Genomic DNA, 25,215 nt, shown 5'->3' with positions numbered 1-25,215 from the left:
TTCTATTTAATAATTCCTTGATCTTGTAGATAATCTTTAGCTACTGTATAAGCTGATTTACCATTTACATTCACTTCATAGTTCATTTTACGCATTTCATCGTCTGTAATTTTCCCTGCAAGTTTGTTTAATGGTTTTTTTAGTTCTGGATATTTATCTAATGTTTTCGTCAGCATAAGAGGTGCACCTTGATAAGGAGGGAAGAGTTGTTCATCATCTTCTAGCACTTTTAGTTTGTACTGAGCGAGTTCACTATCAGTCGAATAAGCGTCCAACAGGTTAATGTCACCAGATTTAATTGCATTGTAGCGAAGTTTTGGTTCCATTGTTTTCAAGTTCTGGAAGGTAAGCCCATATTTATCCTGAATGCCTTTATATCCGTCCGAACGATCTTTAAACTCTAGTGTAAATCCTGCTTTAACCTGATCAGCTACTGGATTTAAATCAGATATTTTCTCTAATTTGTTTTCTTTAGCAAATTCAGGTGAAACAGCAAGCGCATAAGTGTTATTGTATTCCATTGGTTTTAAGTATGTCATATCAAAATCTTTTGCTAAACCATCACGTGCTTGCGTGTAAACTTTTTCTGGATCATGCGTTTTTGCGTTTTCTTTTAAGAAAGTTTCTAATACGGTACCTGTAAATTCAGGATAAATATCTATATCACCTGATTTTAAAGCATTAAAGACAAAGCTTGTTTTACCCATATTAGGTTTCACATTAACTTTTAAATCCGTCTCATCTTCAATAACTAATTTGTACATATTAATCAAAATTTCTGGTTCTGCGCCTAATTTACCGGCAATTGTAATTTCTTTTTTATCAGAAGCAAAATAAGGAACGACAATGATTGCGGCAGTGAGTAAAATTCCTGCTGAAATCGTAATAATCGTACTTTTAAAGGATGCTTTTTCAAGAAATCGCAGTAGAAAGTCAAACAAGATTGCGAGTAATGCTGCTGGAATTGCACCAAGCAGGATTAAACTATTATCATTGCGATCAATACCAAGTAAAATCAAGTCCCCAAGACCACCAGCGCCAATTAATGCAGCAAGTGTCGCCGTACCGATAATTAATACCATAGCCGTACGGATACCAGCCATAATTACAGGCATTGCAAGAGGTAGTTGTACTTTGTATAATCTTTTCCATTTGTTCATTCCCATTGCGCGTGAAGCTTCGACAAGAGCTGGGTCAACTTCTTTTATCCCAGTATATGTATTCCGTAAAATAGGCAACAGGGCGTAGATTACAAGCGCAATAATTGCTGGAACTATCCCAATACCGACAAGTGGAATTAATAACCCAAGTAAAGCAAGGGAGGGGATTGTTTGAAAAATAGCAGCTACTTGAATAATTGGTTCAGCAAGTCGTTTATGTCTAGTTAAGTAGATACCTAGAGGCAAAGCAATGAGTACAGCAATAAAAAGGGATACGAACGAAATCTGAATGTGTTGTACTAAGGCCGTGAATAGCTCATCTTTACGGACAGCAAATGTATCTAGTAATGTATTCATACAAGCTCACCCGAACTTTCAAGATGACGCGCTAAAAATTGCATCACATGTTTATTAGTAATCGTACCGATAAACTGACCGGTTTCATCTTTAACTGGAACCGATTGTTCTTCGGCAATGCGGCGAACTAGATTTTCAACTCGTTCGTTCGAGGAAATTCCCATCGTCCCGTCACTAGCTTGATAGGCGTAAAACAAATCAGCCTCTATTAAATCATTTACTGTAAAACTCGATTCTAAAATCGGTGTATTGAACGCGTGACCAGAAGCTAAGAAATCTTTAACAAAATCATTTTCAGGATTTTTTACAATTTCTTGTGGAGTAGCGACTTGGACAATTTCGCCATCTTGCATGACACAAATACGGTCTCCCAGTGCTAGAGCTTCTTGCATATCATGGGTAACAAATACGATTGTTTTCTTGATTTTCTTTTGAAGTGTGGAAATGTCTTGTTGTAAACGTTGGCGTGAAATAGGATCAAGCGCGCTAAAAGGCTCATCCATTAAAATTATTCCTGGATCGGCCGCAAGTGCGCGAACAACACCAACACGCTGCTGCTCTCCGCCAGATAATTCAGCTGGCTTACGATGGCGATAACTTTCCGCATCTAAACCAACGCTATCAAGCAATTCGGTAATTCGATCATGGATTTTTTCTTTACTCCATTTCTTTAACTCTGGAACAATAGCGATATTTTCTTCAATTGTCATGTGAGGAAAAAGTGCTATTTGCTGTAAGACATAGCCAATATCCCAGCGGAGTTCATGAATATCATAATCACTAATACGCTTTTCATTAATATAAATGGTTCCAGTTGTAAGTGGAATCAAGCGATTAATCATTTTTAACGTTGTCGTTTTCCCGCAACCACTAGGTCCGATGAAAACAAAGAACTCGCCGTCTTTTATGTCCAAAGTAACATTATTCACTGCTGTCTTATCATCGCTGTACTTTTTGGATACATTATCAAAACGAATCATTTTTTCATCCCTTTCTTAATTTAATCGAATGTATGTTCTATATCATATCATTTCTGATTTTAATTCTCAAGAACATATCATCCAATTACCCTAAATTATTACTATCTATTCCTATTTTGATAAAAAAACTATGGAATTCTTTGTAAAAGTGAGGTTCCATGATAAAATAAAGGAAGTGATTTTTCAAAATTACATCAATGAAAGGTTTGAAATAAATAATGAACAACTTGCAAGCACAATTTCCTCATATAGCTATTAAATTAAATGAACCCTTATCTAAATATACGTATACGAAAACAGGTGGAAATGCAGATGTTTTCGTTATGCCGAAAACAATAGAAGAAACGAAGGAAATCGTTACTTATTGTCATCAAAACAAATTACCACTTACAATTCTTGGAAATGGCTCTAACTTAATTATTAAAGATGGTGGTATTCGCGGAGTAATCGTACACTTAGACTTACTTCAATCCATTGAAAGAAAAAACACACAAATCATCGCAATGAGTGGAGCTAAGTTAATTGATACAGCAAAATTTGCATTAGATGAAAGTTTAAGCGGACTGGAATTTGCGTGCGGCATTCCAGGTTCGATTGGCGGTGCGTTACATATGAATGCAGGCGCTTATGGAGGCGAAATTAGCGATGTCCTTGAAGCAGCTACTGTTTTGACACAGTCCGGCGAATTAAAGAAATTAAAGCGTTCTGAGCTAAAAGCAGCTTATCGTTTTAGTACGATTGCTGAAAAAAAATATATTGTTTTAGACGCAACTTTTTCACTGGAATTAGAAGACAAGAACATTATCCAAGCGAAAATGGATGAACTTACCGCTCTAAGAGAAGCAAAACAACCTTTAGAATATCCATCTTGTGGGAGTGTATTTAAACGTCCACCAGGCCATTTTGCTGGTAAATTAATTCAAGATAGCGGCTTACAAGGCCATATTATTGGCGGCGCTCAAGTTTCACTAAAACATGCTGGTTTTATTGTTAATATTGGCGGCGCGACTGCTACTGATTATATGAATTTAATTGCTCATGTACAACAAACGGTGCGTGAAAAATTTGATGTTGAATTAGAAACAGAAGTTAAAATTATTGGCGAGGACAAATAGCCAAATTAAGTAGGAGGTTATTTATTTTTGAAAGAGTTTAGTTTATTTTTACAGAATCGAAGCGTACGACGCGTTGGGGTATTTCTACTAATTGCCTTCGTACTTTACTTGCTTAGAAGCCAAATGAATATTATTTTATTAACATTCATTTTTTCTTACCTTATTACTCGACTAGAAAACTTTATTTTACGACGAATTTCAATTTATCGACAAATTATTGTGTTGTTGCTTTACGTTTTAATTGCAGGCGTGATTGTCTTCGTTTTCGTTAAATATATTCCTGTTTTAGCGGATCAAATAAATCAATTAGTGAAATTTGGTAATAGCTTCTTAAAAACAGATAGTAATAATGAGTTTATTAACTACATTGTTAGTCTAGCAAATCAATTTGATATTATGAAATACACAGAACAAGGCGTTTCAATGATTCTAACTTATTTGACTAACGTTGGGACAGTGTTGATGAACGTATTTATCGCACTTATGCTAAGTTTGTTTTTCTCATTAGGAAAAGATCATTTGATTTCGTTTACCAATCAATTTTCCACTAGTAAGATAGGCTTTATATACGAAGAAGTAAAATTCTTTGGTTCAAAGTTTGTGGCTACTTTTGGGAAAGTAATCGAAGCACAGTTTATCATCGCTCTTGTTAATGCTGTACTTACGACGATAGCGCTCTGGATTTTAGGTTTCCCGCAATTGATGACTTTATCGATAATGGTGTTCTTACTTGGATTAATTCCAGTAGCCGGGGTTATTATTTCTCTTATCCCGCTGACTATCATTGGTTATTCAATCGGTGGCGTAGAATACATTTTCTATATTTTAGTAGTTGTCATCATTATCCATGCACTTGAATCTTATGTACTTAATCCAAAACTTATGTCAGCAAAAACAAATTTACCAGTTTTTTATACTTTCATTATTCTTATTTTCGGGGAGCATTTCTTTGGAATTTGGGGATTAATCGTTGGTATTCCAGTTGTAATGTTCTTCTTGGATGTTCTAGGCGTCACGAATCAAGAAGAAGTTAACCAACCAAAAGATACAATCAGTCATACGTAATGCACACGGGGGTTCTTCCAGATTAGCTGGAAAACCCCTGTTTTTTAAAGGGGGAAAGCATAATGAAACAACATCTTTTTGTGATTTCATTAGATGCGCTAGGAGCACTTGATTTAAAGGACACGTCTGATTTACCAGTTTTACGAGAATTAATCCAAACGGGGACACATATTCAAGAAGTAGAAACGATCTATCCATCACTTACATATCCAGCACATACGAGTATTATTACTGGTCATTATCCGAAAACTCACGGCATTATAAATAACACAAAAATTCAACCCGAGAAAGATTCACCAGACTGGTTTTGGTATAAAAAAGCGATTCAAGTTCCCACTTTATATGATTTAGCAAAAGAAAAAGGGATGACAACCGCAGCTTTTTTATGGCCAGTTGCAGCAAAAAGTAGTATTGATTATAATATTGCGGAAATTTTCCCAAATCGCTTTTGGTTAACGCAAATGATGGTGTCGCTTCATGCTAGTTCACCATTATTTTTAATCGATATGGACCGAAAATTTGGACATTTACGAAAAGGCATAAATCAGCCAGAGCTTGATATATTTTTGACAGCGAGTGTTGTAGATACAATAAAAGCCAAAAAACCAACCTTACTTTTAACACACTTAGTAGATATGGATAGTATGCGTCATGCCCACGGAGTTCATTCAACAGAAGCAAAAGCCGCTTTAAAAAGACATGACAACCGTTTAGCTGAAATTATTCAGGCCACGAAAGATGCTGGTATTTATGAAAATACAGTTTTCGCTATTTTGGGTGATCATTATCAAATAGATGTAACGCACGCAATCCGCTTAAATGTTCTCTTTGCTGAAAAAGGCTGGCTAACAGTAGTAGATGGCAAGATTACAGACTGGGAAGTATATGCCAAAAGCTGTGATGGCTCTTGTTATATTTATACGAAAAATGAAAAACATAACCAAGAAATCGAGGTTTTACTGCAAAGCATCCACGAAATAGAAGAAATTTTGTCAACTGAGGAATTAACACGTCGAGGTGCTGACAGCCAGGCTACTTTTATGGTAGAAGGGAAGAGTGGTTACTACTTTATGGATGACATAGATGGTCCGCTTTACGAAAAAGTGACTGAGGAGATGCTTGGAAAACCAGGTTATTACAAAGCAGTTCATGGCTATTCTCCAAGTAAACCGGATTACAAAACAACGATTATTTTTAACGGACCTGGCATAAAAAAAGGCAAAAAAATTGCAAATGCACATTTAGTTGATGAAGCTCCAACTTTTGCCCGAATTTTAGGCTTACAATTTCCAAATACTGCTGGTACTGTAATAGAAGCGCTATTCGAATAGAAAAGAGGGGAAATACTTTTGGCATATACAAAAGAGGAAAAAAGCTGGATTTTTCAAGATTGGGCGAATTCTGCCTATTCTATTATGATTACAACTGCCATTTTACCGATTTATTTTAAAGGGGTGGCAGCAAATGCAGGAATTGCTGATACAACATCAACTGCTTACTGGGGTTATGCGAACTCCATTGGAACTTTGTTAATTTCATTACTCGCACCAATCCTCGGCACAATAGCAGATTATCAATTTTTTAAGAAACGATTTTTCGGCATTTTTACAGCAATAGGGATTGCTTTTACTTTCTTACTTATTTTTATCCCTACGGATGCCTGGCTTTTGTTACTTGGATTTTATGTGTTATCGTTAATCGGTTTTTCAGGGGCAAATATTTTTTATGATGCATTTTTAATTGATGTAACTACCAATGACAGAATGGATAAGGTGTCTTCTGCAGGGTATGCTTATGGTTATTTGGGTAGTTGTATTCCGTTTATTATTTTCATTATTTTTCAAGCGACAGGAATTTTACCTATTAGTGATGTGGCTTTAGTAAATATTGGTTTTGTTATGACTGCATTATGGTGGCTGTTTTTTACGATTCCGATGTGGAAAAATGTACATCAAATCCATTATATTCCAGCGGTGAAAAAACCAGTCAGAACAAGTTTTAAGAGGTTATTTCATACAGTGAGTCACATTAGTGAACATAAAAATATTGTCATCTTCTTAATTGCGTATTTTTTCTATATAGATGGGGTGGATACGATTTTCCGGATGGCGACTTCTTATGGAATTGACTTAGGAATTTCGCAAACGACATTGATTTTAATTCTCTTAATGACGCAACTCGTGGCCTTTCCTTTTACGTTGTTATATGGCTATTTAGCTAAACGTTTTAGTGCCAAACCGCTTATCTTTACTGCAATTTTTGTTTATATTATTATTTGTATTTATGCTGTATTTATGAAAACAGCAGTTGATTTTTGGATTTTAGCCATGTTAGTTGGAACTTCACAAGGAGGGATTCAAGCATTAAGTAGATCCTTTTTCGGGAAAATCATTCCTAAGAAACGTTCTAATGAATTTTATGGTTTTTATAATATTTTCGGTAAATTTTCAGCAATTATGGGTCCGGCACTGATGGGCGTAATCACGCAAATTACCGGAAAGACACAGTACGGGGTAGCTAGCTTAATTGTTCTTTTCCTCGTTGGCGGCATTTTATTTTTATTTGTAAAAGAGAAAAACTTAGAAAATCTTTAAATCCTTTTAAGAAAGTCCTTATTTTCAAGTGTTAAGCTAGATGTAAGATTTGAAAAGGAGGACACCAGGATGAAAAAATACTTCATAATTCTTGTTTTACCAATCATTTCTTTAATTGCTGCAGTAACTATGTATTTTTCCTGGTTCCAAGGATGGCTTTATTTTTATTTAAAGCACGTAATGGCGACAGTAAGTCATATGGGCTACATTACGGTTGGCATAACGGCGATTTTACTCTATTTTGTCGCAGTTCAATTAGTAAACTGGAAAATAAATAAAGCATTACTCGTTTTTTGCTATATAATTTATTTCAGTATTCTTGTTTGTTTATTATTCGGAAAAGCTTCCGATACTCAAGGATTTTCGAGTGATACTTTTGGTTTTATTGATACATTCTTGGCTGGAAACTTGCGTGTTATCATTGTAGGAAATGTACTCGCTTTTGTTCCAATTGGTTTTTTATTAAAGAAATTAGGATTTTTTACTGCATTACTTTCAGCAGGAATGTTGATTTTTGCAGTAGAAGGGATGCAGTATATAATGCATGTGGGGTTCTTTGATACTGGAGATGTATTCTTAAATGTTTGTGGCATTATGCTAGGATACATTCTTATCCGTTTTTTGTCCCCAAGAAAATTTAAACGATTCAAAGTAAAACCGACTAGCTAAATGAGCCTAGTCGGTTTTTTTGATCGTTATTTTTTTATATATTGACGTTTATGATCTTGTATTCCTGTTAAAATAATTGGCGCTGGATCGCTAGCAGGATCGATTTCAAGCGTAGAACCATCTTTTGGTAATTGTTCTTTAAATTTAGTTTCATAGTCCGGAATAGATAGCTTCGTACGGTTAGCTAATAATTCAGCATGAGCCTCTTTACGAATATATTGTTTATAGTCTGGTTGAAGCTCTCCATGGAAAAACTCTCCAACAGCCCCAGACCCATAACTAAAGAAGCCAATTTTATCATCTGCCTGTAGATTCGCTTGATTGTCCAGCAGGGAAATGAAGCTTAAATATAACGAACCAGTGTAAATATTACCAACATTGCGGCTGTAAAGTGTACTTAAACGATAATTTTCTAATAATCTTTCTTGTACATCACTTGGAGCCGTTTCAATAATTGTATCTAATGCCTTTTTACCCATTTTTGTATATGGTAAATGGAAACAAATTGCCGCAAAATCATCTAGTTTCTTACCAAATTTCTCTGAATATTTATTCCAAATCGTTTGGAAAAAGTGAATATATTGTTCTGTTGAATATTTACCTTCTACACAAGCGTATTCAGAATACACAGGGCGCCAAAAGTCCATAATATCTTCTGTATAGAATACGTTATCATCTAAAAGCGTAATACAGCGCGGATTAGCTGAAATAACCATTGCAACTGCTCCAGCACCTTGTGTTGCTTCTCCACCAGTTTCAAGGCCATAACGCGCAATATCAGAGCCAATCACAAGTACTTTACTATCAGGATGTTTTGCGACATAATCTTTCGCTAGGTTAATGCCCGCAGTAGCACCGTAACAAGCTTCTTTTATCTCAATAGCACGAGAGAAAGGTTGAATCCCAAGCAAACGGTGAATATAAACCGCACCAGCTTTTGACTCATCAATTCCAGATTCAGTTGCTAAAATAACCAAATCAATTTTTTCTAGATCTTCTTCATCTAAAATTTGTAAAGCTGCATTTGCACCCATTGTTACGGAATCTTGGGTGATAGGGGCAAAAGCCATTTTATCTTGGCCAATTCCAATGGTAAATTTATTTGGATCAATGTTTCTAGCTTCAGCAAGTTCAGTCATATCAACATAAAACGCAGGAGTATAAAAACCTATTTTATCAATTCCAATTTTCATATGTAAGCTCAAGTCCTTTATATTTTATTTGTAAGTACTTCAATTTTAGTAGAAAAATGCGGAAAATACAATACATTGGGCTTAATCTAGTGAGTTTTTAGCAAGTTTCATGATATAATACGGGTAGATTACATTTAAAGGAGATTGCTATGAAAGAAGTAGTTATAATAGATGCCGTTAGAACACCAATTGGAAAATTTGGTGGTAGTTTGAAAGACATCAGTGCAGTAGACCTTGGTGCTACCGCTTTAAAAGGTGTTTTAAAAAGAGCTAACATTGCTCCAGAACGTGTGGATCAAGTTATTTTTGGCAATGTTTTACAAGCAGGTCTCGGTCAAAACGTAGCAAGACAAGTCGCTATTAAAGCCGGGATTCCTTATAAAGTACCAGGTGTGACAATTAATGAAGTTTGTGGCTCTGGTTTAAAAGCTATCATGCTTGGTAGACAAGCAATTCAACTAGGGGAGGCTGACATTGTAGCAGTAGGAGGGACCGAAAATATGTCCCAAGCGCCGTTATTACTTAACCCGGAACTAGCTGGTGAAGAAATCAACCCGAAAGATTTAAAAAATAGCATGATTATTGATGGACTTACAGATGTATACGGGGAATACCACATGGGAATTACTGCAGAAAATGTGGCAGAAAAATATTCCGTTTCAAGAGAAGACCAAGATAAATTTGCCCATAATTCGCAAATGAAAGCTGCTCGTGCGCAAGAAAAAAACCTTTTTGAAGAGGAAATAGTTCCTGTTCAACTTCCAGATGGTTCATTTTTTGAAGCTGACGAAACAATTCGCGCTAATTCTACTTTAGAAAAACTTGCTACGCTTAAGAGTGTTTTTCAAGAAGGTGGAACTGTTACTGCAGGTAATGCTTCTGGTATCAATGACGGGGCTTCTGCAATCATTTTAATGTCCAAAGAAAAAGCTGTGGCAGAAAACATCCCTTATTTAGCTACAATTAAAGTAACTTCAGAAGTCGGAGTGGATCCAGCTTATATGGGTTATGCGCCATACTATGCAGTTAATGAAGCGCTAGAAAAAGCAGGCTACTCAATAGCTGATATTGATTTATTCCATTTAAATGAAGCTTTTGCATCTCAATCAGTTGCAGTTGCAAGAGATTTAAAAATACCTGAAGAGAAACTTAATATTTATGGTGGAGCAATAGCGCTAGGCCATCCAATCGGTGCTTCAGGAGCTCGCATTGTTGTTTCATTGTTAAATGAGTTACAACACGAAGATAAACATACAGGTGTAGCTTCCTTATGTATTGGCGGCGGTATTGGTATTGCAATTATCATTGAAAGAGTATAAGTAGTATCATTTAATCTTCATAAAAAGCTAAAATCAATCAACAACATTTCAAGAAAAATAGCGAAATAAGATTAAACTAGCCTTAATCACAGTTGTGGATTAAGGCTTTTTTTGTTTAAATAAGTGATGGTACAATGAAAATGGATTATACATAAAGGAGAATTAGCTTAATGGAATGGAAACAAATAAAAAACGAAACCGATATTGTAAAATTAATGGACTCATTAAATTATTTTCATGATAGTTGCATTACTGGTTTAACTTACTCAAGTAGCACATATGTAGACGAAACTGACTTATCAATGGTGATGGGCACGAATCCAGTAGTTAAATTGATTATTCAAAGACAAGCAGATTCATTAACGACCCTAGAATTTTGTTTAGAAGGCGTTACTCATTTATGCATACATAACGATTTAAACACGTCGTCAGAAATCCAAGAAGCAAATCTTTACTATAAAAACGGTAACTTTCATTGGAACGTTGATGATGAAATGGCAAGTTTTAAATGTAAGAAAGTATCGTGGAGAGAAATTCAAAAGAAATAGTGAATTTTAAGTGTAAGAGAGTACAAATTTTTAATATAAACTGCTACAATAAAATTGTGATAAATCAAACATATTGATATGAGACAACAAGATTTACAAAAGGAGTTGTTACAGTGAGCCGAATTGACATCGGAGAAATACAAACCTTTGCGTACCAACTACATACAGCCAATGAAGCAGCAAGAAAGAGTATCAAAGACATCAAAACTGCCGTGAAAAATTATACCGAAGACGGCAGTTTAAAAGGAAAAGCAGTTGATGCATCGAAAAATTATTACCAAATGACCTATTTCCCATTATGTGATGCGATAATCGAAGCCATGAACGAAAGCGAAGAACGATTAGCACAGTATATAGCTGATTTTCACGCCCAAGTGGATGGTTCTGCGGATGCGAAAATTGATGCGGACGGTTTATACGAACTCGGGAAAATGATTGATCGCATCGAAGCGAAAAAAAAAGCATTAGCCCAGCAGATGAATACTGGAACGGAAGGACAGATGCAGAGCTATCGTTCCCAGCTGAGTATCGCCTACAAACAAGAAAATATTTTAGAAAAATACTTGGCTTTTGAACAAAGCCATGGCGGTTTTTTTGATAATTTAACCGATTTAGTCCGAGGAATTCAGCAGACTATTCGCGAACTCCAGTCGAACATTCAATTTAACAGTAAAACCGGCACCTATGATATGAGCAAGCTGAATTTTACCACCGTAACCCGGATGCAAAAAGCCTTAGGAAAAGCGCTAAAAAGCAACGAAACAACATTCAATTTTGATGAATATCAAAAAACGTACCGTGGTCAAATGTGGGTGTTAATGAAAAATGGTATAGTAGATGTTGAAGCAACGAACGCGTACAATGCCGCTGTGCTTAGCGGAGAATTACCACCAGAGCCTAACCAAGGAATAGAAGATGCCAAGTTATTAAAAGGAATCATACAATCCGTAAAAGCTAGAAGGGATCCACTAACCGGACAAGAAATAAGCTTGTTGCAAGGAATAAGTATCATAGCTGGCATCACCTTTACATACACAGCTGGAGCTTACCATGGGAAAAGGCTTGCAATTCCTAAACTTAAAGATTTGGTGAGGAAGAAGAGTGCTAGCGGTTCTGCAGGTACAGTCTGGGATGACATTAAGGGTTCACAACCTCCAAGAGAAGGAACTACTATTCCTAAATCGTTTGAAATAAATGTTAATGGAGAGAAGTTATGGGTGAATCCCAATGGAACCAAACATATGGTAGAATACTCAACTCGAAATTTATCTCATGGACAAAAACTTACCGAGCAACAATTGTTAAGGAGTTTTCAAGGTGCTGTAGAAAAAGCTACCTCTAATGTGATAAAGTTTAATACTAAAATAGTCATAGATAATTGGGAATTAATATTTAGTCCGGATAGAGAAGCAGGACAATTACCAGTTATTAAACATGCTGTATATCTACCTTGACTATGAAAGGAGCAAATTATGAAAATTAAAGATTATGAAGATAAAATAGTTAAAGATGAAGTAGAAGTAGACTATTATGTTCCAGTTACTGTATCATTTTCTGAAAATGATGATAAATATGGACTAGGAGAATTTTATTATTATAGATTTGTTAACGAACATGAATCATTTGTTGAAATTAAAATCAATTCTGTTACACGGAAAGTTGTAGAAGTAGTTTTCACATCAATCAATAATATTGAAGATTCTAATTTAACTATTGAAGAGTATACAGAAAAAAACCCAGTGATCCAAATAGATATTTTTGAAGAAAATTCGATTATAACTAAAGAATCTGGGTTTAAAATATTTAGAGGGAACAAAAAAATATATTTTAAACTGGATGAAGAGAAGGTGGATTCTATTGTAAAAATGTCTAGCCATGTATCTTTATTTCTGAATGAAGATAGTGAGATTATTGGCTTGGATTTTTCTAGCTTTTCAGATAATGAATGGGCAGAACTTAATGAAAGTATAAAGTCTACTACTTGATTTAATTTTAAATGAGAGAAAAATAGGATTTTTTGACTGTGATTTTAGTAACACTAATTCAATAATTTCGAAGATTGAATTCCTGTATCAACATAATTTTAATTAATAGTTTGATCTATTTTCCCATGTATTTATAAGAAAATGCTTATTACATATATATAATAACAATTCATATGTATAATAAGCATTTCTTATATAATTAGATGTATAAATCAAGAGAGGACAGCATTTCTCTCATAATTTACTCCTCAGCTTTCTAGTTTACATAATATATATTATAGGAAGTAATACATATTATCGCAAACAACCAATAAACACTTATCCCAAGCATTCATTGGCTATTTATCAGCAATAACTCTTCAATTTCTTATAACTATCAATTACAAACAGCTCTTTATCATACACATTATCCAATAATTCTTTCGTTTGTTTTCCAGAACGTTTATTATACTTTAAAGCATACAGTAAAAATGATAAATTTAATTTTTCGTCACAGCCTTCAGTTACATCTGGTCGCGCATTTGTCATGTATTTAAATCTTCTTTTAACTATATTTGCTACACACAGAAACAATGGAATTTTTATCCAAATAACTAAATCTGCATGTTCGAGTCTTTTCTCCAAATTAAAGAAATAATCACCATCTATAATATACTTTTTTTCAGAACGCAGAATTCCGTTCACTTTATCCTCGAAATCCGCTTTTTCAACTGCATTCCAATTCTCCAACAAAAAAAGCTTATCTAAATGACAGACTTCAAAATCATAACATTTTCCAAGTTTTGCAGCAAAAGTTGACTTACCAGCACCGTTAGGACCAATTATTAACACTTTTTTCTTGTTAGATAATACAGATTGCAATTCATTTTGTTTGTTCATTTAAACACTCCTTATCTAAGTATGGCTAATCTAACGCATTTAAAGTTCGGTTTCAAGAGAATCATCCGCTACATACTCCAAAATATCACCTGGTTGGCAGTTTAAGACTCTACATATTTCGTTTAGAGTAGAAAATCGAATGGCGCTTACTTTACCAGTTTTTATTTTGGATAAGTTTACATTTGCTACACCAACTTCTTGGGACAGCTGGTTTAACGATATTTTACGGTCGGCCATTATTCGATCCAGCCTCAATACAATTGCCATTGTTTTTCGCTCCAATCATAAAGTTTCGTCGGATTCTTTTTGCAAAGATGCGCCATAACGAAATATTTCTGTTAAACAATAAAAAATAAGTGCAAAGAAAAATGACATATTTAGTCCAAAATTAATGCTATAACCAGGTATAAATACGGTATGTAAAATAGAATAAACAATTTGCGGTACTAGTGCATAAATAAGCATTAAGACAGCGATTCTACGTAATCTACTAACAGTAATATCATTAAAAGGCGTAAAATTAGCAGCTAAATCTTTAAAAATCATACTTGCTGTCCATAATAAATAGGCAAGTATCATACTAGAAAAAACGGCAACACCAACTAAAATCCATTCCTCCCTTTCAACATATGACAGATTATTCTCCCCAACAAAAAGTTCCGTTTGAAAATAAAATATAGTATCAGATTCTAGTTTATTTATCATAACATTTTTGCTACTAAAAAGCTTCATTAAAACGGCAATTATAGCCATTATGACAGAACTAATCGATAAAATCTTAAGGGTAATATGTAGAAAATAACTCATTTTTTGCAATCGTTTTAGTTTCATGTAAGTCTCCCCCTTTTTCTAGATTATACATAATAGAGAGATAGTGTGTCAACAGATTTTTAACGATAAACATTAAATAATTAATAATTAGCATAAAAAAAGACTGAACAAAATTGCTCAGCCTGTCGTTTTTATTCACTTTTTATTGAAGTAGATTGTTGAAGTGCGAAATGTGCCGGTTTTAGTTTAATAAAGAGAAGTCCCATACCAGCTAAACAAATGACACTGGCTACTATAAATGGCATTTTCATACCAAATGCTTCACTGAGTAAGCCGGAACAAAGTGGTGAAAATGCTGCCCCTAGCCAACGTACAAAGTTATATGCCCCACTAGTGACGCTTCTTGCATATGGCGAGTGCTCCATGACAGTTGTTGTAAACAAGGCGTTGTTTATGCCTAATATTAAGCCTGAAATAACTATTAAACCAATATCAACGGCTGTATTATCAATAAATCCTAGTAATGCTAAGATAACAGCACACGCAAGTAACGATCCCTTTAATATTTGTTTACTATTAAAACGAAATTCTAATGCATGAGAAACTTTCGCAGAACCAAGAGCTAAACATAGTCCCCAAGCAAAAAATACAAAACCGATTTGAATCGCTGATAAACCAAGAACGAGTGGTGAATAAGCTAAAATTGTGAAGAAACAATAATAATAAAACATGCCACTAAATGCAATTTGTAAAAATGGGCGATATTTAAACAAATGTAACATCTGTTTGATAGCCACTTCATTTTTTTCAGTAGGCGCTTGAACAACTTTTTTCGGTTCTTTTACTTTAAATAAAATCAGTAAAAATGCGATAAAAATTAAGCAAGCTGTAGCAAAAAATGGATAGCGCCACGAAACATTTCCTAAAATACCTCCTAATAAAGGTCCAAATGCCATCCCAAGGCCCATAGAAGCTTCATAAATCCCAATCGCATGTCCTGGTGTCTCTGATAAAGCAATTAACATTGTCATCGCTGTAGCCATGAACATTGAATTACCAAAGCCCCAGCCAGCACGAAAAATGGATAAAGCGCCAATTGTATCTGATAAACCACATAATAATGCAAAAATAGTTACGATAAATAGTCCGATAACGATTAATTTTTTGTCACCCAATTTACCTGCGACAATACCAATTGGAATCATCATAATCGCCATTGTAAAAATATAAGCAGTGAATAACATTTCTACTTGTGAATGGGATGCGCCAATACTTTCTGCAATAGAAGGTAAAAGTGGATCCACAACTCCAATCCCCATAAAAGCAAGCAAACTAGCTGCTGCAGTTATCCATTTCCCCGTGTTCATTTCCTTGTCTGTCATCATAATACAACTACACTTCCCTTTCCAAAATAAAACTCAACTATTATATTACGCTTGATAAATACCAATGTCAATATTTACATATATAATTTATTACATATCTAACGATTTTACTTATTGATGTTTATCGCTTACAATAAGGTTAAATAGAAATTTAGAGGTGCTACTTTATGATACCCAATGTATTAGAATATACTTTATTACAAATGATAGCTCGTGAAGCATCGAGTGGCTACGAGCTAGCAAATCGACTTAGAATCTTGCAAAATACACATCACAGCCAAATCTACCCTTCATTATCTAAGTTAGAAAAGGCAGGATTTTTAGTAGTTCATAAACATTCACAGAATAAAAAGCCCGATAAAAAGGTCTACACTATTACACAATCTGGCTTAGATTCCCTACTTGAATGGTCAGAAACTCCACTTAAAATCCCTGTAACAAGAGATGAATTCACCACAAAAGTTCAACTAGATTGGTTAAATAACACTCGAACAAAAGGACTTATTCAAGAACGAGAAACTTACTTAAAAGAACAGTTAGGTCTAATTGAAGAAACGCTCGACCATTTCGCTAAATTATTTGATTTAAAAACCAAACAAGACAAGCTAAAAAACATGTCCTATCAAGTCTATGCAAGGCGATTAGATTTGATTCAAACCGAATTAAAATGGTGTGAGGAAATGTATAAAATACTATAAAAAAACCGGCGAACATAGTATTCGCCGGTTTTCACTATTTATAACTACTAGTTTCTAAGATTTTATTTGCAAGTGCTACCACTTCTTCTTCTGGAGCTTCGATACCTTCTAATGGATAACGAATGCCCATTTCCTTCCATTTGTAAACACCCATCGTATGGTATGGAAGCACATCCACTTGTTTTACATTTGGAAGAGTTTGAATAAATTCGTGTAGCTTTGTTAAATCTTCTGGGTCGTCTGTTTTAGTTGGAATTAGCACGTGTCTAATCCAAATTGGTTGCTCTTTATCGCGTAAATAGTGAGCAAAATCGATAATTGGTGCGTTGGATTTCGTAGTTAGTTTTAAATGTTTTTCTGGATTGATTTGTTTAATATCAAGTAAAATTAAATCTGTTACTTCCATCAAACGATCCAATTTCTCGATAAACTCAGGATCGCGAGTGAAACAGCCACCACAAGAGTCGATAGTTGTATGCACTCCTGCTGCTTTACATAGCGTGAAAAACTCAATTAGGAAATCTACTTGAAGTAATGGTTCACCGCCACTAACTGTAACGCCACCACCTGATGCATCCCAAAACTCTTTATACTTAATCGCTTCGTCAAATACATCTTGAGCCGAACGTTCTGTGCCTGTACCAATCTTCCAAGTATCGGGATTATGACAAAATTGGCAACGAAGTAAACACCCCTGCATAAAAACAATAAAACGGATACCTGGACCGTCCACTGTTCCCATTGTTTCTACTGAATGAACTCTTCCTAAAACCTCTGTCATAATTCTCCTCTTCCTTTCCTAAATAACAAGGATTGCTACTGGTGAGCAATCCTTGTTGAAGCGTTCTCGCCTTAATATTACATAGATTCGTGCATTGTACGGTGAATAACATCTAATTGTTGTTCACGAGTTAATTTGATGAAGTTAACTGCATATCCAGAAACACGGATAGTTAGCTGAGGATATTCTTCTGGATGATCCATCGCATCAAGTAATGTATCACGATTGAATACGTTGATGTTTAAGTGATGTCCCATTTTTGTGGAATAACCATCAAGCATAGCAACTAAGTTATTGATTTGCGATTCATCTTCGCGACCTAAAGCTTTTGGTACGATAGAGAATGTGTTAGAAATACCATCTTGGCCATATTCGTAAGGAAGTTTAGCTACGGAAGATAGAGAAGCTAAAGCACCTTTAGTATCACGGCCATGCATTGGGTTCGCACCTGGTGCAAATGGTTCGCCAGCACGACGTCCGTCTGGTGTGTTACCAGTTTTCTTACCATAAACCACGTTAGAAGTGATTGTAAGAACAGAAGTTGTGTGAACTGCATCACGGTAAGTTTTATGTTTTCTAACTTTAGTCATGAATGTTTTTAGAAGTTCTACAGCAATTTCGTCTACACGGTCATCATTGTTTCCGTATTTAGGATAGTCGCCTTCGATTTCATAATCAACCACGATGCCGTCTTCGTCACGGATTGGACGAACAGTAGCATATTTAATAGCAGATAAGGAGTCAGCTGCAACAGAAAGTCCAGCGATACCAGTTGCCATTGTACGTAATACTTCTGTATCGTGTAAAGCCATTTCGATACGTTCGTAAGCATATTTATCATGCATATAGTGAATAACATTTAATGTATTAAGGTAAAGTTCTGCAATCCATTCCATCATTGCATCATATTTTTCCATTACTTCTTTGTAGTCTAATACGTCGCCTTCAACTGGACGATAAGCAGGTCCAACTTGTGCTTTAGATTTTTCATCGACACCACCATTGATTGCATAAAGAAGTGTTTTAGCAAGGTTGGCACGAGCACCAAAGAATTGCATTTGTTTACCAACGCGCATTGCGGATACACAACATGCGATCGCATAGTCGTCTCCCCATTTAGGGCGCATAACATCGTCATTTTCGTATTGAATAGCAGATGTTTTGATAGACATTTTAGCACAGAATTTCTTGAATCCTGATGGTAAATGAGTGGACCAAAGTACAGTTAAGTTTGGTTCTGGAGCTGGTCCTAAGTTATCTAATGTGTGTAAGAAACGGAATGAGTTTTTCGTTACAAGTGGAACGCCTTCTTCCGTAATACCACCGATGGATTCAGTAACCCAAGTTGGATCTCCAGAGAATAATTCATTGTAATCTGGTGTACGAGCAAATTTTACAAGACGTAATTTCATGATGAAGTGGTCAACAATTTCTTGTGCTTCTTCTTCAGTAATTAGACCATTGCGAAGGTCACGTTCTACATAAATATCAAGGAATGTAGATGTACGTCCTAAGCTCATTGCAGCACCATTTTGTTCTTTAATAGCAGCTAGGTAACCAAGGTATAACCATTGGAAAGCTTCTTGAGCAGTTTTAGCTGGGCGACCAAGATCGAAACCATGTTTTTCGCCTAGTACTTTTAATTCGCCAAGAGCACGAATTTGTTCGTTAAGTTCTTCACGTTGACGGATAACGTCATCGCTCATTGTACGTAAACCTGTATTGTTTAAATCTTGTTTCTTTTGTTTAATTAAGAAGTCAACTCCGTATAGTGCAACACGACGGTAGTCACCAATAATACGTCCACGGCCATAAGCATCTGGAAGACCAGTGATTACGCCTGATTTACGAGCTGCGCGCATTTCAGCAGTATAAGCATCAAATACACCTTGGTTATGTGTTTTACGGTATTCAGAAAAAATATGACTAATTTCTTCGTCTACTTTAAAACCATAAGATTCAGCTGCTACTTCTGCCATACGGATTCCACCGAATGGTTGTAAAGCGCGTTTGAAAGGTACGTCAGTTTGAACACCGACAACTTTTTCTAAGTCTTTGTTTAAGTAACCTGGGTCATGTGAAGTAATGGTTGAAACGATTTTGGTATCCATATCTAGTACGCCACCGTTTTCACGTTCTTGTTTAGTTAAGTCCATTACTTGATCCCAAAGTTTTGTTGTTGCTTCGGTTGGGCCAACTAAGAATGTGTCGTCACCGTCATATAAGCGATAGTTTTTTAAGATAAAGTCACGTACATCTACTTCTTGTTGCCAGTTACCACCTGCGAATTCATACCATTGTTCAGTCATCATATAACCTCCATTTATTGTTCAATCTCGAGCGTGCTTTTTTGAGCAAACTAATTTATAAATAATCTACACTGTTATCATAACATATTCTACAAAAAATGCTACAGTTTTGTGCAATATTTTTCAAACTTTTTTATGAATTTTATGTGACTTTTTCTTTCAAAATAGCCAAGAACGCTAATTTAATGCGTTTTAACCACTTTATCATTATTCTAATTTTGTTTTAATTTTAATTTCTTATATTTCCTGTACCACTTCAAACACCCACTCCTGTTATGGTACAGTTTTAATTTCATTCATTTGTATAAAACAGTTGGAAAACGCTTAATCTATTGCGCACCAATGCTTTTACCGTTTATGTAGCGTTTTCATTGTTTTTCATGAAAATAGCTAAGCCGTTTTTACAACTACGACTTAGCTACTTTTCACCATAAATATTTATTCGATGTGGTAACAGCAATTGCACCACTAGCAATTACTTGATCCACTTGTTGTGTTGTTTCGATTAATCCTCCCGCAATCACTGGAATGTGAAGCTTTTGGGTCATCTTTTGTACTTGTTCTGGAATGATGCCGGGTAAAAGTTCAATGCAATCAGGTTGGACCTTCTGAATTAAAGCCACTCCTTTGTTATAAGCGCTAGAATCTATCATAAATAAACGCTGAATGGCAAGCATTTTATGTTGTTTTGCTTTCATAATCGCATTTCCTCTTGTAGAAATAATGCCATCTGGGCGAATTTCTTTACATAAAAAGTCAATTGCATAGTCATCATTTTTTAAACCATTGACTAAATCAGCATGTAGCAAAACTTTTTTCCCGCCAGCTTGTGCATATTTTACTAAAGCTTTAAGCTGAGCAACATGAGTCTCGAGCATCACCATATAAGTCAAATCAAGTTCTAATATCTTTTCCATGTCTTTTTGATTATGTGCAGCTGGGATGATTGATTGACCAGAAAATGGTAACTCCAATTGTATTCCTCCTCCTCTTCTACATGACACGTTTAAACATTTTTTCCAGTTCGTAAGTTGAATATTGAATAATAACTGGGCGACCATGAGGACAAGTGAATGGATCGCTTGCTTCTCTAAGTGTATCAAGAAGTGCTTCCATATCTTGCATAGTTAAATAGTGATTTGCTTTAATTGATTTTTTACAACTCATCATAATCGCGGTATCTTCTCTTAATTTATGAATACTTATACTTGGTGCTGACAAGGCTTCATCGATAATTTCGCGGAGCATTTCCTCTTCTTGGTCTTTTGGGAACCAGGTTGGATGTGCGCGAATAATAAAGCTGTTTTGTCCGAAGTTTTCAAGAAAAACACCAACTTCTTCTAGTTTCGCTTTTTGTTCTTCTAGTCGGACATATTCATCTGATGGGAATTCTAACACGATAGGCACGAGTAATTCTTGCAATTCTCGACTTACTTCTCCAATTTTTTCACGATAGAATTCATATTTAATTCGTTCTTGCGCGGCATGCTGATCAATAATATATAGACCATTTTCATTTTGAGCGAAAATATACGTCGCATGCATTTGTCCGATTGGATACATTTTCGGAATACGTTCTTTTTGCTCTTCTACTTGTTCAGGCTGCGTTTCCGGATTATAAGTAGGCATCGTTTCTAAAATAAAGTCGTCTTCTTTTGGTACTATTTCATCAGATGGTACGTATTCAGGAATATTTGGTTTTGAGAAAAGCGTCGGCGGTTCTTTTGGCTGTCTGTTTTCTTCAAATGACATCTGAATTTGTTCGGATTTTTGTTGTTCTTTTTGTTTTTTTGAAACTTCTCCATCTGGAATTAATTGCAACTGATGAAATGCGTCTTTAATCATCTGACTAATGAGCTGGCCAAGTTCTTTTTCTTTACTTAAACGTACTTCAAGTTTTGCTGGATGAACGTTGACATCTACAATAATTGGGTCCATTTCGATTTGTAGCACGATTATTGGAAAACGACCAATTGGTAAAAGTGTATGGTACCCTTCTTGTATCGCTTTTACTAGTGCGAAGTTTTTGATAAAACGGCCATTAATAATCGTTGAAATGTAATTACGGTTGGAACGATTTACTTCTGGCAATACGGCATAACCTGAAATTTTAAAATCAAGCGACTCTGCCTTAACTGGAATCGATTTTCTAGCGATAGACACGCCATAAATAGCTGAGATCACTTGACGTAAATCGCCATTTCCATTTGTTTGAAGCAAAGGTTTCCCATTGTGCGAAAACCGGAAACTAATATCTGGATGAGCTAAAGCAAGACGATTTAAAATATCGGTAATATTTCCAAGTTCAGTTGGTAAGCTTTTTAAATATTTTAATCTTGCTGGAGTATTAAAGAACAATTGCGATACTTCGATTTGCGTTCCTTTTCGGGCGTGACCACTTTTTTGTTCAATGATTTTTCCGCCTTCAAGAGAGATAGTAGTTCCTTTTGTTTCACCTGTAGAAGTTTCTAATGTTAAATGAGATACAGACGCAATACTAGGAAGTGCTTCTCCGCGAAACCCTAAAGTATGAACACGAAATAGATCAGCTTCGTTTTTAATTTTACTCGTAGCATGGCGCAAAAAGGCTATTGCAACGTCTTCTTCCTCAATACCACTACCGTTATCAATAATTGTAATCTTATTTAATCCCGCTTCTTCCACCAAAATATCAATTACTGTGCTCCCTGCATCAATCGCATTTTCGACTAATTCTTTAACGACAGAAGCAGGTCGTTCTACTACTTCTCCGGCAGCTATTTTATTGGATAAAGCATCGGTTAATTCCACTATATGTTTAGCCATTTAAAACCCGCCTTTCTGTTTAATGAATTTTACTTTGGAGTTCGTATAATTTGTTCATCGCATCCATTGGCGTCATCTGCATAATATTCATGGCGGCAATTTCTTTTAATAGTTTTGTTTCTTTAGAAGATGCTTTTTCCTCTGGTTCTACCGGGAACATTGATAGTTGTACTTCTTCGTGAATTTCTTCTGGTTGTTTATCTTGGGTAATAATTATTTTTTTATCATTACTTTCTAACTGCTCTAAAATGCGGCTTGCTCGTTCAATCAAGGATTTAGGTAGTTCTGCTAATTCAGCAACATGAATACCATAACTTTTGTCTGCTGGTCCTTCTTTAATTTTATGAAGAAATACCACTTTCCCATTCTCTTCAACAGCACTCACATGGATGTTTTGTAATCCACGTAATTCTTTCTCAAGATCTGTTAATTCATGGTAATGGGTGGAGAATAGTGTTTTAGCATGAACGTTTTCGTGAATATACTCGATAATTGCCTGAGCAAGCGCCATACCATCATAAGTAGCAGTTCCACGACCGATTTCATCAAATAAAATCAAACTATCTTTTGTAGCATGGACAATAGCATTTCTAGCTTCTAGCATTTCTACCATAAAGGTACTTTGGCCAGCTATTAAATCGTCTGCTGCCCCAATTCTAGTAAAAATTTGGTCGAAAATTGGTAGAGTTGCTTCTTCGGCGGGAACAAAACATCCTACTTGAGCACATATCGCTGTTAGAGCAACTTGACGCATATACGTACTTTTACCTGACATATTGGGGCCCGTTATAAGCAAAATTTCTCTATTTTGATCTAAATCGCAATCATTAGCGACATAACTTTGCGCACCCATTACTTTTTCTACAACAGGATGGCGACCTTGTTTAACGTGCAGTGACCCGTCTTCACTTAAGGTAGGGCGAATGAAATGATTTTTCTCACTAATATCTGCAAAACTTTGTAAACAATCGATTTCACTTACAGACTTCGCTAATTTTTGGAGGCGTTCTATGTAGTCTTTTACCATTTCGCGTACTTCTGTAAATAGTTGATATTCTAATTCCATACTTTTTTCTTCTGCATCTAAAATGAGTTTTTCTTTTTCTTTTAGTTCTGGAGTAATATAACGTTCTGCATTAGCTAGTGTTTGCTTGCGTTCATAGCGGCCTTCTGGGAGCAGATGCGTGTTCGCCCGGGTAACTTCAATATAGTAGCCAAATACGCGGTTAAAGCCTACCTTCATCGTTTTAATTCCAGTTAGTTCGCGCTCTTTTCGCTCTAATTCTGCAATCCATGTTTTTCCGTTCCGACTTGCATCACGATACGTATCAAGTTGACTATTGTAACCATCTTTAATTATTCCACCTTCGCGAATGGAAATCGGTGCGGAGTCAACAATTGCTTCTTCTAGTTTTTCCGTTAGTTCTTCACATGGATCTAATTGATTAGCAAGTGCTGTTAAACTCTTACTATTCATTGATAATAACGTCGCTCGGATACGAGGTATTTGGTATAACGAGTTGCGCAGTTGAATTAAATCACGCGCATTTACATTTCCATAAGCAACTCGACCAGCAAGACGTTCTAAGTCATAAACGTTTTTTAGGTTTTCTACTAATTCCAGACGCTCAAAAAAGTGAGCCATTAGTTCACTGACATCATCTTGACGTTCAATAATTTGCTTACGATCAATTAACGGGCGATCAATCCATTGTTTTAGCATTCTTCCGCCCATAGCCGTTTGTGTATTATCTAATAGCCACAGTAGCGTTCCTTGGCGCCCTTTACCTCGAATGGATTCTGCTAATTCTAAATTACGTTTCGAATAGTAATCCATTTTCATGTAGTTACTAGTTTCATAGTGTATTGCTTGTTGCAGGTGACCTAAGTCCCGCTTTTGGGTTTCTTTTAAATAGTGGAGTAATTTACCTATAGCTCGTTTTTCTGAGAGCGACATATGGCGCGTAACTAATTTTTCGTTTTCCGCTGGGATAGTATCTTCTTCATGAACCGAAAAAGTTAAACCAAGTTGTTCTTTCATCACGTCAGAAAGAACTTCTTTTTCTGATTCGGAAACGATTAATTCTCTAGTTGAAAGGGTTGTTAACTCATTAATTAAGCGGTCTTCGCTAGCTTCAATAACCGTTGATTTTAATTCACCAGTAGATAAATCAGAGTAAGCAAAACCGTATTCCTTTCCTTCGTAACAGTAAAGTGAGGCAATATAGTTATTTTCTTTCGCCTTTAATCCTCGTTCATCCATGACGGTTCCAGGTGAAATTAACTGCACTACTTCTCGTTTTACCATGCCTTTCGTTGTTTTAGGATCTTCTACTTGCTCACAAATAGCTACTTTATATCCCTTTTCAATTAACGTATCAATGTAACCGCTCGCTGAATGATAAGGAACTCCGCACATAGGGATTTTCTCCTTTGTTCCACCTTCGCGACCAGTCAATGTAATTTCTAAAATTTGAGAAGCATTGAGTGCATCCTCAAAAAACATTTCATAAAAATCTCCTAAACGGAAAAATAAGAAAGCATCTTGATATTTGTCTTTGATTTCTAAGTATTGCTTAATCATTGGTGTATATTCTGTCAT

General features: G+C 35.6%; 22 protein-coding genes. 10 read left to right on the top strand and 12 right to left on the bottom strand.

Annotated features, from left to right (window positions below; genetic code table 11):
- Positions 1 to 2: 2 nt before the first annotated feature.
- Entirely contained in the window at positions 3 to 1,517 is a 1,515-nt protein-coding gene (locus PQQ29_RS07325) for an ABC transporter permease/substrate-binding protein (RefSeq protein ID WP_003771815.1), read from the bottom strand.
- Positions 1,514 to 2,497: an ABC transporter ATP-binding protein gene (locus PQQ29_RS07320; protein WP_010991544.1), complete on the bottom strand. Its 984-nt coding sequence runs from the start codon at positions 2,495 to 2,497 to the stop codon at positions 1,514 to 1,516. Before PQQ29_RS07320 ends, PQQ29_RS07325 begins: the two co-directional genes overlap by 4 nt.
- A 218-nt stretch (positions 2,498 to 2,715) precedes the next feature.
- Here PQQ29_RS07320 and murB point away from each other — a divergent pair, with 218 nt between their 5' ends.
- The 5 genes from murB (at position 2,716) to PQQ29_RS07295 (ending at position 7,940) form a co-directional block, all read left to right on the top strand.
- Positions 2,716 to 3,612, top strand: coding sequence for a UDP-N-acetylmuramate dehydrogenase (murB, locus tag PQQ29_RS07315; RefSeq protein WP_003771810.1), 897 nt, complete (start codon positions 2,716 to 2,718; stop codon positions 3,610 to 3,612).
- 27 nt (positions 3,613 to 3,639) lie between these two features.
- Complete coding sequence (locus PQQ29_RS07310) at positions 3,640 to 4,677, top strand: AI-2E family transporter (RefSeq protein ID WP_033533038.1); 1,038 nt, start codon at positions 3,640 to 3,642, stop codon at positions 4,675 to 4,677.
- A 62-nt stretch (positions 4,678 to 4,739) separates the two neighbouring features.
- Positions 4,740 to 6,008: an alkaline phosphatase family protein gene (locus PQQ29_RS07305; RefSeq protein ID WP_010991542.1), complete on the top strand. Its 1,269-nt coding sequence runs from the start codon at positions 4,740 to 4,742 to the stop codon at positions 6,006 to 6,008.
- Between the two features lie 18 nt (positions 6,009 to 6,026).
- Positions 6,027 to 7,271, top strand: a complete 1,245-nt coding sequence (locus tag PQQ29_RS07300; protein ID WP_010991541.1) for an MFS transporter — start codon at positions 6,027 to 6,029, stop codon at positions 7,269 to 7,271.
- Positions 7,272 to 7,340: 69 nt separating this feature from the next.
- Positions 7,341 to 7,940 carry a VanZ family protein gene (locus PQQ29_RS07295; RefSeq protein ID WP_003771804.1) on the top strand — a complete coding sequence of 200 codons (600 nt, stop codon included), beginning with the start codon at positions 7,341 to 7,343 and terminating at the stop codon, positions 7,938 to 7,940.
- A 26-nt stretch (positions 7,941 to 7,966) separates the two neighbouring features.
- Here PQQ29_RS07295 and PQQ29_RS07290 read toward each other — a convergent pair whose 3' ends face one another.
- The gene (locus PQQ29_RS07290; RefSeq protein ID WP_010991540.1) at positions 7,967 to 9,133 is read right to left on the bottom strand and encodes a hydroxymethylglutaryl-CoA synthase; all 1,167 of its coding nucleotides are present in this window, start codon (positions 9,131 to 9,133) and stop codon (positions 7,967 to 7,969) included.
- A 149-nt stretch (positions 9,134 to 9,282) separates the two neighbouring features.
- Between PQQ29_RS07290 and PQQ29_RS07285 the strand changes: the two genes are divergently transcribed.
- From PQQ29_RS07285 to PQQ29_RS07270, 4 genes are all read left to right on the top strand, one after another.
- A complete protein-coding gene (locus PQQ29_RS07285; protein WP_010991539.1) occupies positions 9,283 to 10,452 on the top strand; it encodes a thiolase family protein in 1,170 nt (389 codons plus the stop codon).
- Positions 10,453 to 10,622: 170 nt separating this feature from the next.
- Entirely contained in the window at positions 10,623 to 11,000 is a 378-nt protein-coding gene (locus tag PQQ29_RS07280) for a hypothetical protein (RefSeq protein WP_003771796.1), read from the top strand.
- A gap of 113 nt (positions 11,001 to 11,113) precedes the next feature.
- Entirely contained in the window at positions 11,114 to 12,454 is a 1,341-nt protein-coding gene (locus tag PQQ29_RS07275; protein WP_187984113.1) for an LXG domain-containing protein, read from the top strand.
- A gap of 18 nt (positions 12,455 to 12,472) precedes the next feature.
- Positions 12,473 to 12,985, top strand: a complete 513-nt coding sequence (locus PQQ29_RS07270) for a hypothetical protein (RefSeq protein ID WP_010991537.1) — start codon at positions 12,473 to 12,475, stop codon at positions 12,983 to 12,985.
- Positions 12,986 to 13,330: 345 nt separating this feature from the next.
- Here the strand turns inward: PQQ29_RS07270 and PQQ29_RS07265 are convergent, their stop codons facing one another.
- The 4 genes from PQQ29_RS07265 to mdrL all read right to left on the bottom strand — a co-directional run bounded on the left by PQQ29_RS07265 (position 13,331) and on the right by mdrL (position 16,020).
- Complete coding sequence (locus tag PQQ29_RS07265) at positions 13,331 to 13,864, bottom strand: P-loop NTPase family protein (RefSeq protein ID WP_187984112.1); 534 nt, start codon at positions 13,862 to 13,864, stop codon at positions 13,331 to 13,333.
- A 39-nt stretch (positions 13,865 to 13,903) separates the two neighbouring features.
- Complete coding sequence (locus tag PQQ29_RS07260) at positions 13,904 to 14,131, bottom strand: helix-turn-helix domain-containing protein (RefSeq protein ID WP_003730332.1); 228 nt, start codon at positions 14,129 to 14,131, stop codon at positions 13,904 to 13,906.
- 15 nt (positions 14,132 to 14,146) lie between these two features.
- On the bottom strand, positions 14,147 to 14,695 hold the full coding sequence (locus PQQ29_RS07255; RefSeq protein WP_010991536.1) for a DUF2975 domain-containing protein: 549 nt from the start codon (positions 14,693 to 14,695) through the stop codon (positions 14,147 to 14,149).
- A gap of 131 nt (positions 14,696 to 14,826) precedes the next feature.
- Positions 14,827 to 16,020 (bottom strand): multidrug efflux MFS transporter MdrL, encoded by a 1,194-nt coding sequence (gene mdrL / locus PQQ29_RS07250; protein WP_187984111.1) that lies wholly within the window; start codon positions 16,018 to 16,020, stop codon positions 14,827 to 14,829.
- Positions 16,021 to 16,187: 167 nt separating this feature from the next.
- Here mdrL and PQQ29_RS07245 point away from each other — a divergent pair, with 167 nt between their 5' ends.
- A complete protein-coding gene (locus tag PQQ29_RS07245) occupies positions 16,188 to 16,718 on the top strand; it encodes a PadR family transcriptional regulator (protein WP_003762199.1) in 531 nt (176 codons plus the stop codon).
- A 34-nt stretch (positions 16,719 to 16,752) separates the two neighbouring features.
- Here PQQ29_RS07245 and pflA read toward each other — a convergent pair whose 3' ends face one another.
- The 5 genes from pflA to mutS form a co-directional block, all read right to left on the bottom strand.
- Complete coding sequence (pflA, locus tag PQQ29_RS07240) at positions 16,753 to 17,499, bottom strand: pyruvate formate-lyase-activating protein (RefSeq protein WP_003721912.1); 747 nt, start codon at positions 17,497 to 17,499, stop codon at positions 16,753 to 16,755.
- Between the two features lie 77 nt (positions 17,500 to 17,576).
- The gene (gene pflB / locus PQQ29_RS07235; protein WP_010991535.1) at positions 17,577 to 19,808 is read right to left on the bottom strand and encodes a formate C-acetyltransferase; all 2,232 of its coding nucleotides are present in this window, start codon (positions 19,806 to 19,808) and stop codon (positions 17,577 to 17,579) included.
- A gap of 425 nt (positions 19,809 to 20,233) precedes the next feature.
- Entirely contained in the window at positions 20,234 to 20,782 is a 549-nt protein-coding gene (locus tag PQQ29_RS07230; protein ID WP_003762196.1) for a glycerol-3-phosphate responsive antiterminator, read from the bottom strand.
- A gap of 19 nt (positions 20,783 to 20,801) precedes the next feature.
- Positions 20,802 to 22,613 (bottom strand): DNA mismatch repair endonuclease MutL, encoded by a 1,812-nt coding sequence (gene mutL, locus PQQ29_RS07225; RefSeq protein ID WP_187984110.1) that lies wholly within the window; start codon positions 22,611 to 22,613, stop codon positions 20,802 to 20,804.
- Between the two features lie 19 nt (positions 22,614 to 22,632).
- A complete protein-coding gene (gene mutS / locus PQQ29_RS07220; protein WP_010991533.1) occupies positions 22,633 to 25,215 on the bottom strand; it encodes a DNA mismatch repair protein MutS in 2,583 nt (860 codons plus the stop codon).

This window comes from Listeria innocua (assembly GCF_028596125.1).
In the GTDB taxonomy this organism is placed as follows: domain Bacteria; phylum Bacillota; class Bacilli; order Lactobacillales; family Listeriaceae; genus Listeria; species Listeria innocua.
The sequence above is the reverse complement of the archived record's forward strand: the minus strand, read 5'-3'. Positions and strand labels throughout refer to the sequence as shown.

What these genes read in the sequence shown, in the direction of transcription:
- PQQ29_RS07295 (WP_003771804.1), top strand. Translation starts at nt 7,341, where the DNA reads ATGAAAAAATACTTCATAATTCTTGTTTTACCAATCATTTCTTTAATT.
- PQQ29_RS07265 (WP_187984112.1), bottom strand. Translation starts at nt 13,864, where the DNA reads ATGAACAAACAAAATGAATTGCAATCTGTATTATCTAACAAGAAAAAA.
- mutS (WP_010991533.1), bottom strand. Translation starts at nt 25,215, where the DNA reads ATGACAGAATATACACCAATGATTAAGCAATACTTAGAAATCAAAGAC.
- PQQ29_RS07305 (WP_010991542.1), top strand. Translation starts at nt 4,740, where the DNA reads ATGAAACAACATCTTTTTGTGATTTCATTAGATGCGCTAGGAGCACTT.
- PQQ29_RS07270 (WP_010991537.1), top strand. Translation starts at nt 12,473, where the DNA reads ATGAAAATTAAAGATTATGAAGATAAAATAGTTAAAGATGAAGTAGAA.
- PQQ29_RS07260 (WP_003730332.1), bottom strand. Translation starts at nt 14,131, where the DNA reads ATGGCAATTGTATTGAGGCTGGATCGAATAATGGCCGACCGTAAAATA.
- mdrL (WP_187984111.1), bottom strand. Translation starts at nt 16,020, where the DNA reads ATGATGACAGACAAGGAAATGAACACGGGGAAATGGATAACTGCAGCA.
- PQQ29_RS07285 (WP_010991539.1), top strand. Translation starts at nt 9,283, where the DNA reads ATGAAAGAAGTAGTTATAATAGATGCCGTTAGAACACCAATTGGAAAA.
- pflB (WP_010991535.1), bottom strand. Translation starts at nt 19,808, where the DNA reads ATGACTGAACAATGGTATGAATTCGCAGGTGGTAACTGGCAACAAGAA.
- PQQ29_RS07280 (WP_003771796.1), top strand. Translation starts at nt 10,623, where the DNA reads ATGGAATGGAAACAAATAAAAAACGAAACCGATATTGTAAAATTAATG.
- pflA (WP_003721912.1), bottom strand. Translation starts at nt 17,499, where the DNA reads ATGACAGAGGTTTTAGGAAGAGTTCATTCAGTAGAAACAATGGGAACA.
- PQQ29_RS07290 (WP_010991540.1), bottom strand. Translation starts at nt 9,133, where the DNA reads ATGAAAATTGGAATTGATAAAATAGGTTTTTATACTCCTGCGTTTTAT.
- mutL (WP_187984110.1), bottom strand. Translation starts at nt 22,613, where the DNA reads ATGGCTAAACATATAGTGGAATTAACCGATGCTTTATCCAATAAAATA.
- PQQ29_RS07320 (WP_010991544.1), bottom strand. Translation starts at nt 2,497, where the DNA reads ATGATTCGTTTTGATAATGTATCCAAAAAGTACAGCGATGATAAGACA.
- PQQ29_RS07255 (WP_010991536.1), bottom strand. Translation starts at nt 14,695, where the DNA reads ATGAAACTAAAACGATTGCAAAAAATGAGTTATTTTCTACATATTACC.
- PQQ29_RS07245 (WP_003762199.1), top strand. Translation starts at nt 16,188, where the DNA reads ATGATACCCAATGTATTAGAATATACTTTATTACAAATGATAGCTCGT.
- murB (WP_003771810.1), top strand. Translation starts at nt 2,716, where the DNA reads ATGAACAACTTGCAAGCACAATTTCCTCATATAGCTATTAAATTAAAT.
- PQQ29_RS07325 (WP_003771815.1), bottom strand. Translation starts at nt 1,517, where the DNA reads ATGAATACATTACTAGATACATTTGCTGTCCGTAAAGATGAGCTATTC.